Origin of the sequence: Psychrobacter sp. UBA2514 (assembly GCF_002341255.1) — a bacterium.
Lineage (GTDB): Bacteria > Pseudomonadota > Gammaproteobacteria > Pseudomonadales > Moraxellaceae > Psychrobacter > Psychrobacter pacificensis.
Window position 1 is genome coordinate 5,247 of the sequence record NZ_DDNS01000003.1, and the last position, 17,947, is coordinate 23,193.

General features: G+C 44.6%; 13 protein-coding genes. 5 read left to right on the forward strand and 8 right to left on the reverse strand.

Translation table 11 applies throughout. The annotated features are described in order from the left end of the window. Window positions 1–85 precede the first annotated feature (85 nt). Window positions 86–1,102 carry an EF-P lysine aminoacylase EpmA gene (gene epmA, locus B3V51_RS00935; RefSeq protein ID WP_212563946.1) on the forward strand — a complete coding sequence of 339 codons (1,017 nt, stop codon included), beginning with the start codon at window positions 86–88 and terminating at the stop codon, window positions 1,100–1,102. Window positions 1,103–1,274: 172 nt separating this feature from the next. Here the strand turns inward: epmA and B3V51_RS00940 are convergent, their stop codons facing one another. From B3V51_RS00940 to B3V51_RS00965, 6 genes are all read right to left on the reverse strand, one after another. Continuing rightward, the gene (locus B3V51_RS00940; protein ID WP_212563945.1) at window positions 1,275–1,916 is read right to left on the reverse strand and encodes an SDR family oxidoreductase; all 642 of its coding nucleotides are present in this window, start codon (window positions 1,914–1,916) and stop codon (window positions 1,275–1,277) included. 234 nt (window positions 1,917–2,150) lie between these two features. After that, entirely contained in the window at window positions 2,151–2,600 is a 450-nt protein-coding gene (locus B3V51_RS00945) for a YaiI/YqxD family protein (protein WP_093067583.1), read from the reverse strand. Beyond that, window positions 2,600–3,928: a 5-(carboxyamino)imidazole ribonucleotide synthase gene (locus tag B3V51_RS00950; RefSeq protein ID WP_212563944.1), complete on the reverse strand. Its 1,329-nt coding sequence runs from the start codon at window positions 3,926–3,928 to the stop codon at window positions 2,600–2,602. Before B3V51_RS00950 ends, B3V51_RS00945 begins: the two co-directional genes overlap by 1 nt. A 197-nt stretch (window positions 3,929–4,125) precedes the next feature. Next, window positions 4,126–4,677, reverse strand: a complete 552-nt coding sequence (purE, locus tag B3V51_RS00955) for a 5-(carboxyamino)imidazole ribonucleotide mutase (RefSeq protein ID WP_058024241.1) — start codon at window positions 4,675–4,677, stop codon at window positions 4,126–4,128. A 113-nt stretch (window positions 4,678–4,790) separates the two neighbouring features. After that, window positions 4,791–5,747, reverse strand: a complete 957-nt coding sequence (locus B3V51_RS00960; protein ID WP_212563943.1) for a metallophosphoesterase — start codon at window positions 5,745–5,747, stop codon at window positions 4,791–4,793. An 83-nt stretch (window positions 5,748–5,830) separates the two neighbouring features. Further along, entirely contained in the window at window positions 5,831–6,439 is a 609-nt protein-coding gene (locus B3V51_RS00965; protein WP_071002359.1) for a rhomboid family intramembrane serine protease, read from the reverse strand. Between the two features lie 414 nt (window positions 6,440–6,853). On the opposite strand from B3V51_RS00965, the gene B3V51_RS00970 reads away from it, so the two are divergent. Together B3V51_RS00970 and B3V51_RS00975 are read left to right on the forward strand one after the other, a co-directional pair. Further along, on the forward strand, window positions 6,854–8,488 hold the full coding sequence (locus tag B3V51_RS00970) for a hypothetical protein (protein WP_212563942.1): 1,635 nt from the start codon (window positions 6,854–6,856) through the stop codon (window positions 8,486–8,488). Between the two features lie 469 nt (window positions 8,489–8,957). Then, window positions 8,958–10,550: an OmpA family protein gene (locus B3V51_RS00975; RefSeq protein WP_212563941.1), complete on the forward strand. Its 1,593-nt coding sequence runs from the start codon at window positions 8,958–8,960 to the stop codon at window positions 10,548–10,550. A gap of 155 nt (window positions 10,551–10,705) precedes the next feature. Here B3V51_RS00975 and nagZ read toward each other — a convergent pair whose 3' ends face one another. After that, window positions 10,706–11,791, reverse strand: coding sequence for a beta-N-acetylhexosaminidase (nagZ, locus tag B3V51_RS00980; protein ID WP_286707813.1), 1,086 nt, complete (start codon window positions 11,789–11,791; stop codon window positions 10,706–10,708). 556 nt (window positions 11,792–12,347) lie between these two features. On the opposite strand from nagZ, the gene B3V51_RS00985 reads away from it, so the two are divergent. Further along, a complete protein-coding gene (locus B3V51_RS00985; RefSeq protein WP_212563939.1) occupies window positions 12,348–14,558 on the forward strand; it encodes a carboxy terminal-processing peptidase in 2,211 nt (736 codons plus the stop codon). Window positions 14,559–15,110: 552 nt separating this feature from the next. Here the strand turns inward: B3V51_RS00985 and B3V51_RS00990 are convergent. Next, a complete protein-coding gene (locus B3V51_RS00990) occupies window positions 15,111–15,596 on the reverse strand; it encodes an FKBP-type peptidyl-prolyl cis-trans isomerase (RefSeq protein WP_058024248.1) in 486 nt (161 codons plus the stop codon). Window positions 15,597–15,919: 323 nt separating this feature from the next. Here B3V51_RS00990 and B3V51_RS00995 point away from each other — a divergent pair, with 323 nt between their 5' ends. Further along, window positions 15,920–17,932, forward strand: a complete 2,013-nt coding sequence (locus tag B3V51_RS00995) for a M61 family metallopeptidase (RefSeq protein WP_286707814.1) — start codon at window positions 15,920–15,922, stop codon at window positions 17,930–17,932. Window positions 17,933–17,947 lie beyond the last annotated feature (15 nt).

The following is a 17,947-nucleotide window of genomic DNA, read 5'->3' on the forward strand; positions in this document are numbered from 1 at the left end:
CGAATGTTCAACACGCCCTATTCTTAAAAACATAAATAATCTACGTCATTGAGGCATTATTATTTATGAATCACGGTAGACAGTCATGAGCCAATCAAGCAGTACCTCTAGTCATCAACCTAACTACGTCCCAACCATGACATTAGCAATGGCACAGCAGCGTGCCAAGTTTATCGGTGATATTCGCCAGTTTTTTACCAGTCGTCAGGTACTTGAAGTGCAGACACCGCTTTTATCGCAAGCAGGGAACACCGACACTTTTTTGCAATCAGTGGCAGCACACGTAACCTATCAAGATCGTCCTCGTACCTATTATTTGCATACGTCTCCCGAGTTTGCGATGAAGCGTTTATTGGCTAGCTGGCAAGTGCCTATTTATCAAATTTGTCCTGTGTTTCGGGATAATGAGATAGGCGTGCGTCATAATATCGAATTTACGATGCTAGAGTGGTATCAGCCCAATTACAGCCTCGATGATATGGCAGGTGAGCTTAATGAGTTGCTTACGGCGCTTTATGGTCATCCAATGGTGATGAGCCATTATCGCTATGTCGATGCTTTTATGGATTTTGTTGGTATACATCCACTGACAGCGAGCCTATCTGCGCTCCAAGCGGTAGCAGAAGATAGAGGGTTGATAGGATTTGATTTTAATGATGCTGATGATAGCGAAGCAAATCGTCGCCAGAGCTGGTTAGACTTACTATTTAGTCATGCAGTAGAGCCAAATTTGGGACATGATTTGCCGACACTGATCATAGAATATCCACCTGCGACAGCTGCATTGGCAAAGACAGCGCTAGATAAAGAAGGCAATAAAATAGCGAAACGCTTTGAGCTTTATATCAATGGCATTGAGATTGCCAACGCTTATGATGAGCTGGCAGATGGTCCAGCATTGCGAGCACGTTTTGAGCAAGACAATCAATTACGTCATCGTCATGGGTTGCCGAAAATGCCCATTGATGAGCACTTAATTGCTGCATCTGATGATTTGATTCCTTGTAGTGGTATTGCGGTCGGTGTTGATCGATTGCTCATGGTGATAACGGGCGCAAAAACTTTAGAGGAAGTGATTGCTTTTCCGAGCGGTCAAGCATAACCAACAGATAGTTTTTATTCATAGCAGCAAGAAAAAAGGTCGTTACCGATTTACCAATTGAGTATTGGCGAATCGATAACGACCTTTTTTATAATCTGATTCAGTAATTTGACTTACGTAGTTGTAGGTGTAGTTATAGCTTGGCAGTCAGATCTATCTAAATAGTGTCGGTTTATACTGTAGCAATGGCTTCATTGATGTCGATATCACCATTGTGCAAGTTGAATACTTTTCCAATAGTATTATCGGCGGTTAGGACAGATGCCAGCGTCTTTGCGACATCTTCAATAGCATTTTCACCAGAGCTGGTATCATTGATAGTGATTTTGCCTGTACCGTCACGTTCTTTCAGTGCACCCGGCTGTACGATTGTATAGTCGAGTGAGCTATTATTCACGAGCCAATGATCAGCGTAATGCTTAGAGATATAGTAGTCTTTTAGATCTGCAATGTTAGGGTTGTTATCCCATTTCTCAGTCTCTAGCGAAAAGACAGAGCTAAGCATAATATAGCGTTTGATACCTTTGTCTTGCGCGGCTTGCATGGTCTTTACTGCACCATGTAAGTCGACTTCTAGTACATTTTTACCACCAGATCCTGCGACAAAATAGACAGCATCAATATCTTGATCCAGTTGTTTCTCGATAGACTCTTTGCTGGCGGTAATATCCAAATCTAGCTGAGTATAGTTGTCATTGTCAAACAGCTTTTTTTCTTGGCGAGTCGTACCAATGACTTGGTGTTCGTCAGCTAATAATTGCTTAACCAATTCACCACCGACACGACCACTGGCACCAATGACTAAAATCTTCATCATCATTCCTATTTTTATTTGAGTTCTGTTATTTAAGTGATTCAGTGAATGTGTTTATCTCAAAAATTGACTGTATCTTAACAAAGATAGGCAACACGCTTCGTTATAAAGCGTGCGGATTGGATAGGAGTTGGTTATAGAGTGTATACGGTTTGCAAGGAGGCATATGTCACTTAGAAGACATCATCTAATAAGTGGTAAGCAGGTCAGTGTCGGATGGGATGATAAAGCGTACTAACGAACTAAGCGATTAAGACCGTCGGCAAAAGCTTTTTTATCGCGGTCGCCGTAGGGTTTTTGACCACTCATCTCTTGCAGCTCTAGGACACCAGTACCGCGCATGGTGTCCATGAAGTCACGCATATTAAGCTTTTGCTTGATGTTATTTTTGTCATAGACCACGCCGCGTGTCGTCAGTACTAGACCGCCTTTGTCCAAAATATCATTGGCTAAAGGAATATCACTGGTGATCGCCAAGTCGCCTGCCTGTATTTGCTCGACGATATAATCATCAGCCTTGTCAAACCCTGATGGCACAACCGTCATGACGAGCAGAGGAGATTTGCGTAGTTTGATTGGTTGGTTGGCGACGAATATCGCCATCGTTTTGGTACGTTCAGCCGTTTTGATAATCAAATCTTTGGCGATTAATGGTACGGAGTCGGCATCCACCCAAATTTGCATTATTTTTTGGCCTTTTCTGTCTTTGGCGACAATTCTGCCAGACTGTCTGCTTCACCACTGTTATCTTCTAAGACGTCGTTTTTAGCTTTGGCATCTGCGGTATTAGAGTGAGTATCGATATTTCCATACTCTTTGTCCAAACCTACTTTATTTGGCAATACGGCAACCAGCTTTGCCATAGCGGATTCTAAGTCAGTCACGTCATTGGGCATCAAGGTAATATGAGCAATCTTGCGATCATCACGCTCAGCTTTATGATAGCTATGATAGTGAGCGCCATCGATATTTAGCACGGCACTGATATCAGGATATTGGCCGAGTACGTTGACCATAATCGCTGGATGGACGTTGTCCGTATCACCGAGTGGTAAGTTGACCACAGCACGGATATGGTTTTCAAACTGGCTAGTAACCGCGCCTTCGATGCTCCAGTGGCCAGAGTTGTGTACACGCGGGGCAATCTCATTGGCCAGTATCGTGGTATGACCGCGAGCATCTTTGGTGACAAACAATTCAAGTGCCATGACGCCCACATAGTCTAGATGGTTCATGATCTTTGTGATGGCGTCTGTTGCCTGCTGGAGCAGGTGGCTGGTACCGACCGCAGGAGCTTGAGTTTTTGCCAAAATACCGTGATGATGATGGTTTTCAACCAAATCATAACAGCGTACCTGACCATTTTGCGCTCTTGCGGCAATGATAGACACTTCACGATTAAAGTTAATGAAACCTTCAGCAATCAGTGGCGCAGGCGTTGGCGTGAGTAACCCTTTGCCACTAACGGCGTCTTTTAGCGCAAGCCAAGCTGCTTTAATGTCACTCTCTTGTTTGATAACAAACTGACCTTTGCCATCGTAGCCACCGCGGCTGGTTTTCAAAACGATAGGCAGGCCTAACGCTTCACAAGCTTGTTTTAACTCAGCTTCAGAATGAACAGCCATAAATGGTACGGTGGCAATATCGAGCGTATTGAACATCTGCTTTTCTTTTAGACGGTCTTGGGCGATATCAAGCGCAATCAGTGGTGGGAACATACCTTGCTTGCTGCCAGATTTTGACACGCTCGTTAATTGCTCGACCGTAGACGTTGGTGTGTTCTCGAACTCTAGGGTAAAGACATCAGCGGCTGCGATAAAGTCTGCTAATTGATCGCTATGAAACACGCGACCGTATAGGCTGGCAGGGCATTCTGGATTGTCTTCTAAAAACACGCATTGGTAACCGAGTGGCATCGCGGCTTCGGCAAGCATCATACCAAGCTGACCACCGCCTAAAATACCGATGGTACGAATGGTTTGGGTAACAGGATAAGCGTTTGCTGTAGTCATGAAAGGCTCTTTGAATAAAAGTGAATGAGGTCTGTGTTGTATTAAAATTTAAAACGCAATGGGTGAAAATAGGAAAAGGTGCACTATAGGCACCTTATATCTAGTATGACTTACTTAAAAATAAAAAGTGGTAGCTCTTGTTTTTAGGCGATCAATACAAAATACCATGCTAAAAAAGCTAGTCACTCTATATTTATTTAAGAATTAATAATACCGGGTGTTGGGCTAGCGAGAATGGTCTCGGTTTGCGTCTGACGCATCTCATCCAGCTTAGTAGCAATCGTTTCATCATGCAAGGCCAAGACTTGAATCGCAAGTAGGGCCGCGTTATAAGCGCCAGCGGTACCAATCGCCAATGTCCCAACAGCAACGCCTTTGGGCATTTGCACGATAGACAACAGACTGTCCCAACCACTTAGCATAGAGGATTTTACAGGGACGCCAAATACAGGTAGTGGTGTTTGGCTCGCACACATACCAGGCAGATGAGCAGCACCGCCTGCACCCGCGATAATCACTTGTAGACCATTGTCTTTTGCACTTTTGGCGTAATCAAATAGCCTGTCAGGTGTACGGTGAGCAGAAACCACTTCACACTCAAAGGCAACATCAAAGTCTGCTAGCAATTGTGCCGCGGCACTCATGGTCGCCCAATCAGATTGCGAACCCATAATAATGCCGACTTTTGGTTGACCAGCAGGGGAGGTGATGGGACCGTTCTGATTAGCCGCAGTATTGGTGGTGCTCATGATTGGATATCCTCAAAAAGACCATCATACAAAAATTTTGCTACACTCGTAAAGCCAAGTTTGACTTTTAATAATGATATGGTGTTAATAGCATTTATATCACGGGTTTATCTCTATTCTTTTCTTTTGTCGTGATAATGCTGCACAAAGCGAGAAGCTGTCAGTGGTAATGGCTGTTCGGTATCCAGCTGATAGCAAGTCAAGTAGCCACTATCTACCGCTGCCGAATAATCAGTACAGGCGACTTGTGGACTGAGTGGCTCAGGTGTACCAGTGAGCCAATAGTGACCGACAAATACAGGTTTATGTGTTTGAATCGCAAAGTCAATATTTTCAGCCAGTGCATCAGGCGGTATTTGTGCCAATGCGGAGGACGGTGCACGAGCGACCTCACGAAGCGTGCGCTGATTCAACGCATCAAGCCACCAACGCACCCGTACTCGTCTGCGTTCAGTGCCTTCTTTATCTACCATCACAATACCATCAGGCAAGCCCGTCTCGACCCCTTTTAGTACACGCTCTAAGGCATCAAAAGCGATAGTATCTTTTTTAGCGGTTGCGATTAGACCTTCAGAGGTTAGGCAGTTATTATCCGTCAGCAGGGGCTCTAGAACCGCCATGCTATCTACATCCCAGCAAGCATGGACGAAACAGGCATAATCTGTCTCAATCCACAGAGGTATCTCGTACAAGCGCTGCAACCAGTATTCGTGCTGCTCTGAGCCGAAAGGTATCTCTGCCAAGAATGCTTCATGTTGGCGTTGATGTACCGCATTATGTGAGCGCAGATACTGGCTAGAATCCTCAGGATCGAGCGTAGCATAAGCCAAGGCATTATATTCATGATTGCCCATCACCGCATCGGCCACGTCCGCGTCTAACATCGCAAAGACAATCTCTAATGTGGCCAGTTGCTGCGACCCACGGTCAATCAAATCGCCAATGAATAATGCCCTGTGACCTGCCGGTGGCACAAAATGCTGACCGTTATGCTCGTATCCTAATTGGTTTAACAAACCAACGAGCTTGTCTGCATAACCATGAATATCACCGATAATATCTATAATCATAATGAAATATTAAATCTCAAACGTAAAAGTAAGCAACTTGCTTAATTGTCCTGATTCAAAGAATTTCTATTTGAGAAAATAGTTTAAAAACCAGGCGACAATAAAGCATTTATAAAATGGGGTAGTACTTTAGGCTCTAAAATAATCGTAGCAATGACGCCAAATGCGCCGCCCCACATATGTGCCATATGATTGATTTTTGAGCCACCGCGTTTGTCCGCGTAAATACTATAAAATACATAAGCGACGGCAAACAGTATCGCAGGAATAGGAACAATGGCAAATAAGTAAATTCGCTCCCACGGTGCTAGCAAAATAAAGGCAAATAAGACTGCCGATACACCGCCTGATGCCCCAAGACTTAAGTAACTGGCATTGTCTTTATTTTTAAGGTAGCTTGGAATCATGGCAACAACAATAGCCAACACATAAAAAACCACAAAACCATAGCCGAACAAAAATGAACGATATAGCCCTTCAATAGCTCGGCCAAAAAAGTATAACGTAAACATGTTGAATAGCAGATGCATACTGTCGGCATGAATAAAGCCATGTGTGACAAAACGATCCCATTGTCCGTTATTTACAGCGGGTGGATAAAAGATAAGACGGTTGAGTAATTTCTTGTTTTGCCATGCTAATAAGCTGACAATAACAGTAATGATGATAATAAGGGTCGTATGGTTTAACAAAGGAAAATCCTTAGGCCGCGCCTGATAGGTGACAATGCAATAAATGGCAATGCGATAAATGACAATGTTCAAAGCCTAAGCGTTAGGGCTGAGTAAAAACAAATATGACCATTAATTAATATATTCATACTAAGTTAATATATTGATACTAAGTTCAAGTTGCTCGTAACGTAATTAGTTAATACTAACAGCAGTTATGCTGATACAAATATCTATTATGTGACAAAACGATGCATTTTTATGCTTTTATAGTGAGTAATGTAGCAGTGTATCATGTGAGATAAGTGAAACCGCTATATAGACGTCGATGCCGCTAAAGAACGCTTGACAGTTTCAGGGCAAGTAGCCGTATATACAACGAACAATAAGTGCTTAATTTTTGCGGATTCAAAAAGTCGAGAGAGGCAGTGATCCATGAGTATTATCGATCAATTAGAACAGACCGTCACCCCCGCTATATTGGGCGAGCATAATCGCAGTGATAGCGTGGCTTATATCAGCTTGCTTGAGCAGTTTTATGCCATTTTAGCCACGCGCTTAGCGGTGCCACAGGTCTACTCGCAACTACTTCGTAACGATCAGGTGATGGCTAATGACAGTATTGCCGAGCGGCCTTTATTTGAGCAGCTATGGCAAGACCAAGTGCTACAAAAAACGATTATCCAAGAGCTGTCAGCCGCGCATCATATTGATGAGTCGATCACTGCTCAATTGCTAATTAATGCAGCATCCTTAGCCTATCGTGAGCTAAAGGTTTTGGCCAATGGACAGTTTTTGCCAGCATTCTTGCAAGGAGAGCAGTCGACGCTGCGCCCATATTTACCTATATGGTCAGCGTCCGTTATCACTGCTACTCAAGGCGCTGGACACGAATCAATGTCAAACTTTGTCGCAGATGTCGCAGATAATGGTATCGCGCCATCAAGTGATAGCGTACCGAATAAACTTAGTGAGCCTGATCTAAGTACTGACGCAGTCGCTGCAACGACAGCTACTACAGCCGCTTATGTGGAAAACGCTAATATAAGCGCTACTGACGCATTAAATAACGATGAGCATTTTGATGACAGTAATGACGCTATCCATGCCAGTCCAGCAGCTCATCACTTGGCAGAAAATAGCAACGTTAAGCGAGAGCGCGTGCGCACTCGTAATCAGCGAAACGACCTACTGATGCGAGTATTTTTATTGATAGTAGCACTGGCTGCGATGGCACTGGCTGCTTGGGCATTACTAATAAAACCCAAAAGCGACCTACCAGTAGAACCGGTTGCTGTCGCGCCTGTGGTTACTCCAGCACCGCCACCAGCACCAACGATGACTCCCATCGATTTCATCGTTGGCGTAGATGATAGTGGCAACCTCTATACTTGTAGCGCGACGGTCGGTGATGCAGCGCTACAAAGCTCTTTACAACAGGCACTCAATACGAGCTTTGGCGAGCAGGCGAGTATATGTGAATTTACCATACAGAATGGAATAGCAACTACTATCGCAAACATGCCTGCGGAGATATTGCCCAATGTCCTGACCATGCTCAGATCGACACCGTTCGCCCGTCTACACTTACAAAACGATCGTCTGACAGTAGAGGCGCCGGATGACATGCTACTACAACAATTGGTCACAAACGTACGTAGTTTAGCACCAACCATGGCAGTCGATAGTACTGCGCCATTGCCACTGCCTAACAACAGTAATGGTGATACGACATATGGTATGGCTGGCACTAATGGCGTAAACAATCAACTCGGCGATGGAATAGGCGCTAATAACCAATACAGTAATGACGGCATGAGCAATGGTACTGGAGAATATCAAGCCGCTGATGATGACACAGGTGATCGCGTGATACCTGCGCCACTACCTAACAATAATGATGGATTTAATAATAATTCCAACAACGTACCTGCCAATGTTCCAAGTAATATTCCTAGCAGCGTCCCTTCTGGTAATAGACCGAGCAGACCGTTAGGCCCTATTTCTGAGTCAGAAGTAGATGACATGGCGAGCAGTGTCATCGTTGCTGAACCAGCACAAGTCAGGTAGTGAATCGTATAAAGTACATTCAAATCGACTCAGTTCGAATGTACTTTCAGAACTTTTAGAAATAGTTCAAAAGTTAAGCAAGGGAGCGGTATGAATTTGTCATACCGCTTTTTTGATTTTAACTGTTGCTTAGCGTACGTATTTAAGCTCTGAGCATCAAAAATGGTGCTACTTCACCAAAAACGCAGATTCGCGGAGCTGAGTATCAAATTCTCTTAATTTGTACTCAAGTGCCTGTCGGGTTATGAGTGTATAGTTACGCGCACCAATTAAAACATTACTTAACGTATCATTTGCACAACAACGTCTCGACTGTGAAAACACCTTTAACAATTCTATAATATCTAAAATCAATCATAGTGGCCTGATAAATCTGACTTGACAGAGTAAACAGCCGCCACGTTATTAGATGATTTTATGCTTTAGAGAATCGAACAATATAAATAAAAATTAAGGGGAGAGTTGTATTATGGATATTATCAGTCATTTGACACGCACAGTCAGTCCAGCCGTATTAGCAGACGATCATAGTCCTGCTAAGCAAAATCTACTTGAGCAATTTTATGCAATTTTTGCTGCTCGCCTCGCGAATAATGATACCTATAGCCGTTTTGCTAATGAGAATATCGCTCGTGATGATAGTGCTTTTTATGATCGTGTATGGACAGAAGGGGCCCACCGTGACCAAATCTCTCGTGAGCTCGCTAATGCACATGGTGTCGATGAGACAGCTTCTCGTGGTCTGATTGCTATGGCAGCGCCGCTTGCTTTTCACGAAATCAAAAGCTTGGCTGGTACTACCCCTGTACCGCAATTTCTCAATGACAATCTCAACAGTTATCAGCATCATATCCCTGCATGGGCGGGGACTGTCTTACCTGCGAGTGCCATTGCAGCCACTCCTGCTGCGGCGCCTATACCCGATACGGTCAGTACCGCGCCACTACAGAAAGAAAAAGAGCCACAAGGCAGCTTTATGAAAGCCCTATTACCGATTATCGGTTTGATTATTTTGGGTGCATTGGCTTGGGCTTTATTAAGAGGCTGTCAGGAGAACCCTGAGCCTGTTGCTACGCCGATGGCTACCGCGCAGCAAGACGAGCAAGTTAATGAGCAAGCAGTAGTAGCAACTGACATCGAGCCTGCCTCACTCCGTATCGCCACTGGCGAAAATGGTGAGCTATACGCTTGCCGCATGAGCGTAGGCAACGAGACGCTACAGACCAATGTAATGAATGCACTAACTGGCGCATTCGGCGATGAAGCCAATAAGTGCCGCGCTGATGTCGATGATAATTTTGCCATAGATATGCCAGCCGCTGCACAGCTTACTACGATATTGCCGATCGTCAAAAATGTACCGAATGCTAGCATGGTGATTAAAGGAGATACCATCACGGTCAATGCACCTGATGATGCGGTATTGGCCCAATTGGTAAGTGATCTACAAGCCGCTGCGCCTGCGATGACAGTCGAAGCTGAAGGTCCATTAGATCTGCAAGGTGAGATTGATGATAGTGTGGCGGCAGCAGATGCTGCAATGACCAATCTTGGAGAAAATCCAGACCCACGTGATGTGGCGCGTGCTCTGAGCCTTCAAGTTATCAACTTCCAAGTGGATGAAGCTGTCATCCCTGATGTCAATAAAGCCATTTTAGATCGTGCTGCAAAAATCATCAATGAAGTGCCTGATATGAACCTGATGATTATCGGTCATACAGATAGCCAAGCGTCTGATTCTTACAACATGGAATTGTCTCAAGAGCGTGCAAACGCGGTCAAAGAGTATCTAGTAGGTCAAGGTGTTGACGCGAGCAAACTTAGTACAAAAGGCATGGGCGAGTCAGACCCTATCGCAGATAACTCAACCGAGCAAGGTCGTTTCCGCAATCGCCGAATTGAGTTTGTGGTTAATGATGAGATGGTCGATTTAAATGATGGCATGATCATCAATAGCGACTCGCCTGATCCAGATTTGAATCCGCTAGACAGCAATAATGATGATCTGCTACCTGATGGTGATGATGCGACGCAAGGTACTGCGGTAGATCCAACGAATTAAGCAAAAATCATATAATTTGGTAGTAGTTAAGTCTAAAAAACCGCAGCTTAATGTGAACCGACCCCCGTAAGTTGTGTCCAACTTATGGGGGTCGGTTCATAACGATGCGGTTTTTTATTTGCCAAATTTTTCAACGGTTTCGTATGAATACAAGGCTACTTATAATCAGTAGGGTCTTTTGATTCATTGGCAGGTTTATCAGCTTGTGTATCAGACTCAACGTTAAAAAAGCTCTGAGTAACATTGTTCTTTGCTTGTTGCCAATAATCAAACTGCTGGCAAGTAGACTCAAGATCACCTTGCCACTTTGGTATATTGCCGCACATGGTTTTGATACGCTTCTGGTTAGGATAGGGTAGTTCTTGGGCCGCTGCCGCCGCTTCATGCGCGGCAACACGATCGTTACACACCAGTGCAATATCGCAGCCAGCTTCAATGGCAGCCTTTACGCGCGCGCTGACATCGCCAGCGGCCTTTGCCCCTGCCATTGATAAATCATCAGAAAAAAGCACACCATCGAACGCTAGCTGATCACGAATGATATCTTTTAGCCAAATTTTAGAAAATCCTGCGGGTTTGTTATCTACTTGCGAAAAAATCACATGCGCTGGCATCAAAGCATCAAGCAGTGACAGCGTTTGCGCAAAAGGTTGCATGTCACTATTGATGATCTCGTCCAAGCTACGTGTATCGATGGCCTCTGATACATGAGAGTCAGGAGCGATAGCGCCATGACCAGGGAAATGCTTGCCAGTGGTGGCCATGCCAGTCGCTTTCATACCGCGCATAAACTGCGTGGCTAGGGCAACGATTGCTTGTGGCTCCTTATGAAAGCTACGGTCACCGATAACTTGGCTGATACCATCTCTATCCAGCACGGGCGCAAAGCTCAAATCAATACCTACTGCCATCACTTCGGCTGCCATCAGATAGCCACAGTCGTATGCGCAGCTGAGCGCACGGCTTGGATCGTGATTGAATAACTCACCAAGCCTACCCATAGCAGGTAGCGGTGTGAACCCTTCACGCAGTCTTGCGACTCGTCCGCCTTCTTGATCGACACCGATTAATATATCGGGGTTGTGGTACCGGATATCGTCACATAATGCGCGTACTTGGGCCGCATCAGCGACGTTGCGTCCAAACAATATGACCCCGCCAATCTGTGCTTGTTTGATCAAGCTGACGTCTTCTGCGGTCAGTGCGGTATTATCGATATCAATCATTAAAACGCCGTACATTGCGTCATCCTTATTTTTTTGTGTATTGTTATATTATGGGGTTGACCGATCATCGATGTCCAATCGCTTAGCAGTCATTACTCATGGACTTTATTATGACAGTTATTATCAATTGAGCCTAATGTGGCAGATTATTGGCATCAAATCAATTTGTGGGTAGTCGGCGACTTAATGCTAATAGCCTTAAGTCGCTATGTGTGATAAAAGTGAGAGAAAGTTTGGTATGTGCAGGCGTTGCGTGTAAGATTGCTTATACAGTTTGAGACAGTTCAGTATTTATGCACATGATAATATTGATTTTTGACTATATATCAGGATTCGATAATAAGCGTCAGAATTTGTATTCAGAATCTATATATTATTTAGAATCTATATATAAAGGCGGCGGAATAATAAAGCCATAGCGTTGTAAGCTCATGGTAATAAGTAAGCCAAGGCAAAGTAAGACAGACATTGAGCAAAAACAGACGACAGTCATGGGCAATGATACATTCAGCAGTTTTTAATTTTTATAACACAAATAATATCACTAACTTCAAATAACTAGGTACATATGATGAAAAAACAACCAGCACAGTGGTTACTCAGTGCAGCGTCAGTGGGCATCGCCGGTATTATCCTGACACAAAGCTACGGTACTGCCGTAGCAGAAACCAATACGGAAAGTTTTGTTCAGACACCTGAGCAAAAGGTCACTACTCGCCAAGTTGCCGCTTTGCTGGATCGCAGTCATTACCTTAATCAGCCATTAGATAGTAAAACCGGTAGCGAAATCTTATCAATGTATATTGATAGTCTCGATCCAAACCATACGTTGTTTTTGCAATCTGATGTCGATGAGCTGAAGAAAAAGCACGCTGATGATTTTGGCACGCGCCTCAAGCAAGGCGACTTATCCGCAGGGGTAGAAGTCTTTGATCGTTATCGTAAACGCTCAAACGAATACTTTGCCATGGCAACCAAGATGCTCAAGAAAGATATTGATTTGACCGGTGATGACACCATCATTCTTGATCGTGAAAAGCTCGGACATTTCAAAACCAAAAAAGAGCAGCGTGACTATTGGGAACGTCAGCTAAAGTTTCAGCTGATGAGTATTACGCTGGGACAAGAAGACGAAAAAGCCAAAGAAAAAGTGTTTTTAAGCAATCCAGATATCACTCGTGGACAGGACTTGGTACGCAACGATGAACGTACGCCAAATGAGATTTTGCAAAATCGTTTGTCGCGTCAGCAAGAGCAGTTTAAGCGTCTCAAAGATGACGAAATCATGGAGACGATTCTAAACACCGCCATGCTGACCTATGATCCGCACAGTAACTACTATGCGCCGATTCAAGCAACTGAACTACAGATTCAGTCGAGTTTGCAGTTAGAAGGCATCGGTGTTTCTATCCGTCCTGATCGTAAAAACCCAGATTACACCCGTATCGTGACCTTAGTCGATGGTGGCCCAGCGGCCAAATCTGGCCAAATTAAGCCCAATGACTTGATTATCGGCATCGCAAAAGATGGCGAGACCATGACGGACGTGGTTGGCTGGTCGACTCGTGAGATTGTCGGCTTGATTCGCGGTAAGCGCGGTACATCGGTCACGCTCAAACTACGTCAACCTAATACGCCAGATGCCAGTGCCCGTACGGTCACCGTTGTGCGTGATGTTATCCAGCAAGAAGAATCAGGCGTGACGCAGCGTGTGGTCGAGGTGCAGCGTCCTAATATCGACAAAACACCAAAACGCATTGGTGTTCTTGAGATACCGAGCTTTTATCTGAACTATCGTGCCCGCCGTAATGGTGAGGACTACCGTAGTGTCAGTATCGATACCGAAAAAGCGTTAAAAGAATTGAACAAAGAAAATATCGATGGGCTCGTGGTGGATTTGCGCAACAACCCTGGTGGCTCGTTAGATGAAGTTGCCAAAATGCTAGGATTCTTTATTAAAAGCGGTCCATTGGTACAGATTCGTGATAACCGCGGCAATGTCCAAGTGTACCGCGATAATGATGGCGGCGAGCAGCTCTATGACGGCAAAATGGTCGTCCTAACCAACCTAGCATCGGCCTCAGCCAGTGAAATTTTTGCCGCTGCTATTCAGGATTATGGTCGTGGATTGGTGGTTGGTAGCACAACGACAGGTAAAGGCTCTGCGCAGATTCAACTGGATAGCTTGGCGTTAGGCTCTGCAACTTTAACTCAGCGTAAGTTCTACCGTATCACAGGTGGTAGTACGCAGAACAAAGGCGTGGTACCTGATGTTGAATTGGTCAATATCTATGATGATGCGACCTTTGGCGAACGCGCCCAGAAAAAAGCCTTGCCTTGGGATACCATCAGAACGGCGCCTTATAAGCCTGAAGGGAAGTTTACCAATGACACTTTAGCGACGCTCAATCAGCAGTCTAAAATTCGCCAAGAGAAAAATCCGCAGTTTGTGTATCTATCAACGCTGAATGATATTCGTAATATGGATGATGAGAAAAAACCAGTTCGTTTAGATATTAACAGCCGCCGAGCCAAAATGCAGCTGATTGAAAAGCGTTCGCTAGAAGCCGAAAACAGACGTCTGATCGCTACTGGTGAACGCCCCTATTCTAATTGGAATACGTATCAGGCCGCGATGGATGCAAAGTTTGAAGAGCGTAGCCGTATGAAAGCTGCTGAGCGTCCAGAGCTGCCAGAAGATGAAGCCTTTATTAATGAAGCGGCCTACCTAATGCTAAGTGCTGAACCCAAGACCTTACTCAGTCCTGAAGAGAAACTATAAGGGGTTATACGATAGCTAGTATTACCATGTAAGCATATGCTTACATGGATTGACGTTTAGACCACTTACTAGTGATAGGACAATCTGCGATTATAACTGTACGGCACGATTCATTGATACTAGGGATTGGTATCTTAAGGTCGCATCAGGGATAAGTGGTTTGCTGATTAGGGATGATAAGGCTGGATGCCTGTCAGTTATGAGATACCCCGGGATTAGGTATCACATAACGCTAACATGGATGGTTGGTAATAAAAGCCGCATGACGCTTGTCGTTATGCGGCTTTGTTATGTCTGGATCTAAGAATTATTTCTGGCGCTAGCTTACGCTTCTTTGATAGATTTGTGAGAATGGCTATTGAGCTTAAGGATGCTCACAGAAGCGCAATGAATGCTTCATTGTTAGAACGCTCTTTTTATCTACATCTAATCAATCAGCACTTATGACAGACATAAAAAAAGGCCAGTAGACAGTGCTACTGGCCTTTTTGATGAGAAGATAAGCTCAAATATAACCTATTCTCTAACCGTCTCACGATACTCTAGGAGAGATTAGTGCTCAACGCCACCTGCGCCATGTATATGGCCGTGGTTTAGTTCGTCTTCAGTTGCTGCACGTACTTCTTGAATTTCAACATCAAACGTCAAACGCTTCCCAGCCAATGGATGGTTGGCATCAACAGTTACTTCTTGGTCGTTTACGTCAGTGACTGTCACTAGCATCACTTGGCCACCAGCTTCTGACTGGAACTGCATACCAGGCTGGATATCATCAACGCCTTGGAAGTTTTCGCGTGGTACGCGCTGTACTGCTTGCTCTTGATACTCGCCATAGCCATCAGCAGGCTCAACCACTGCGTTGACTTTTTCGCCAGCAGATTTGCCTTCTAATTGTGATTCTAGGCCTGGGATGATGTTGCTGTGACCGTGTAGATAAGCAAGTGGCTGACCTTCTGGAGACTGGTCAAGGATATTGCCTTCGTCGTCTTTTAATGTGTAATTGAATTTGACGGCAGTGTCTTTTGCGATAGTAGTCATAAAATATCCTAAGTATATCTATGTAAAAAATTAAATACGGTTGCAATAAACCTAAAAAAGCCAATCAGCAAGCCAAATAGCCACAGTATTAGTCAATTATCATCAGTTTATTAAAGTAACTTTAGCAGTTAGCATCTTTAATTGAGATGGCGTATATAAGTTTCAAGGTAAAAAACATAAAAAATGCCAATTAATGCCACAATTTATCATAATAACTGCTATTTTCTATAGTTAATCGATAACTACTGGCCACTCAGGGTTTGGGAGTTGCGTTTTTTGGGAAGGACTCCTAACATAACAATAAAATAAGGATGAGAGATACTATGACTGCATTTGCCGATAATACTAATAACCAGCTAACGAGCGACGTTTCAATCAGCCATGATGATATCAATAATACGGCTGATATCAGCTACCAATTCGATTTTGCCCGTTTTTCTGAGCATTTGGTGGATGTGTCACTGTCCTTTACGGCAACAGTTAATACTCCTCAGCTCTGGCTACCAGCATGGATACCAGGCAGTTATCTGATGCGCGAGTTTGCTCGCAACATCACCGCTGTGCATTATCGAGTAACAGACAGCCAAATAAAAGAAGGTGACGAGTTTTCTGAAACTTATCGTGCACAAAAGGTAGATAAACATACGTGGCAACTCCCAACTATCACAGCAGGCCAAAGGGTAGTCGTCGAATACGAAGTCTACTGCTACGACCTATCGGTACGTACTGCCTATGTCGATCAGCAGCGTCTGTATGGTAATTTTACCTCACTTGCACTCGCGGTCGATGGGCAAGAGCAGATTCCAGTACAAGTCAGCTTGATTGTTCCGGAGTCGTTTTTGGTAGATAAAGAAGAAAGTCATGTAATCTTGGCATGTGGTTTGGCATCTACGCATCTGCGTGTTGATGGTCAGAGCGAAGATAAAAGGCACTGTTATCAATTACGGGCAGATAATTATCATGAGCTGATTGATTACCCTTTTGAGATTGCAGCACAGAATAAATTTGATTTTATTATTCATGACAGTCAGCATCAGACGCTTCATCACAGTTTTTATCTCTCAGGCAAGCATAGTGCCAATATGGGCAGGCTACAGCAAGACGTCACTCAGATTTGTCAGACTTATCTAGACTGGCTGGGGGATGCACCCTTTCATGATTACACCTTTATGACGTTTGCCAGTGGTCAGGATTACGGCGGACTTGAGCATATCAATTCTACTAGTCTGATTACCCCGCGCCGTGACTTACCAAATGCTGATGAGCCAAAAATACCGAGCACGGATTATCAGCGGTTTTTGGGCTTGTGCAGTCATGAGTACTTTCACTCGTGGTGGGTCAAAACCGTGCGCCCTGATGTCATGGTTGATGTTGATCTACGCCGTGAAGCGTTCACGCCGATGCTTTGGGTATTTGAAGGATTTACGTCTTATATCGATGATTTTATGCTGCAAGCATCTGGCGTGATCGATAAGTCAGACTATCTCAGGTTACTAGCGGAACAAATCAATCGCTACTATCAAACGCCTGGACGCGATAACCAAAGTGTCGCAGAGTCAAGCTTTGATGCGTGGATTAAGCTGTACCGTAGCGATGAAAATACGGGCAATGCTGGTATCAGTTACTACAATAAAGGCGCATTGGTGGCCTTGTGTCTGGATTTGATATTGCTAAAAAATACCAATAATCGCTATCGTCTATTCGATGTGGTCAAAGCGTTCTATACCCAAGCAAAGCAAAATGACAGCAAGCGTATCGGCATCAATAGCGCGGATATGGGCGACGTGATTGGGCAGTTTATGCCGATAGCGGAATGGGAGGATTTTGAACGCCGTTACGTCAACGGCGTAGAGGAACTGCCAATTGAGGCGCTGCTGCTCGCAAACGGTATCAAAATGCAGGTCAATACCAAAGAGACTGCGGATAAGCATGTCCCATGGGGTATGCGCTGCAATGAGACACCCGCTGGACTCAAAATCAATCGGGTGAACCGCGGTAGTGTGGCTGCCAAAGCAGGTATCTCAGCCCATGACATCATTATCGCGATTGATGGCATCAAGGCGGATAGTAAGCAGCTAGCATCGCTGAGTAATGCAGAGCATCCCGTTGAGTGTCATCTGTTTCGCCGCGATGAGCTGATGTGTGTGCAAGTGCAACCTGATGCACTGCCACAAGCTGACGGGAATGACAGTGATATGCCTGAAAAAGCATTTCCTCATAAGGTCAGTCTGCGCTTAGTAAAAGGTGCTCCAGCGTTAGCAGAGCATAGCGATCCTAAGCAAGCAGAATCCGCTTGGGAGCCATGGCTGGATGTGATGAAGCGTCAGTCAGCATAGTGACATCGAGAGATA